Source organism: Photorhabdus stackebrandtii, from assembly GCF_011189495.1.
In the GTDB taxonomy this organism is placed as follows: Bacteria; Pseudomonadota; Gammaproteobacteria; order Enterobacterales; family Enterobacteriaceae; genus Photorhabdus; species Photorhabdus khanii.
The window spans coordinates 1-643 of sequence record NZ_PUJV01000164.1 but is presented as its reverse complement, the minus strand read 5'-3'; the positions used below and the strand labels follow the sequence as shown (position 1 = coordinate 643).

Sequence of the window (643 nt, the reverse complement as noted above, 5' to 3'; positions counted from 1 at the left end):
TAGACCTTGCCGTCTTCCATGTAGCCTGCCGTCAGCCATTTTCCGAGGACTGATTTATCCATCGGCACATGCTCACGAAGCCATGTATGGCTGATTTGATCAAAGCAGGCTTTTATATCCCCTTCAAAGATCCACCGGGCTGCGTTGCGTTGTGCCAGTATATTGAAACACTGTGCGATGGCGTCTGCCGCGGACCGTCCGGGCCGGAACCCGTAGGCGTTTGGGTCTGCCAGCATTTCTGCTACGGGTTCCAGTGCCAGCAAATGAAGTGCTTGCTGAGCACGGTCAGCCATAACGGGAATACCGAGCGGTCGACGTTTGCCATTCTTTTTGGGGATATAGATGCGCCTCAATGGTTGGGTTTGATACCCTCGCCGTTGTAATGACTGCGCACCCTTGAGTTTCTGCGTGGGGGTTTTCCAGATTTGGCCATCCACACCGGGGGGGTTACGGCCGGTATTGCTCGTTACGCGCTGTACCGCCAGTAATTTGGCTGAGAACGCATGGGTCAGAAGCCATTGCAGGGCTTTCACCTTGCCCCAGCGTCTTTCCCGGGTTGCCTTCGCGATACGCATTTGCAGTCGCCGCACCTGCTGTTCAATGGCCCGCCAGTTGATGACATCCCAGTGAATAGCCTCGAAGG

General features: G+C 55.4%; 1 protein-coding gene. It reads right to left on the bottom strand.

The genetic code is table 11. The features are described 5' to 3' along the window. On the bottom strand, positions 1-632 hold a 632-nt coding region (locus tag C5470_RS22155; RefSeq protein ID WP_339917282.1), incomplete at its 3' end, for a reverse transcriptase N-terminal domain-containing protein. Positions 633-643 lie beyond the last annotated feature (11 nt).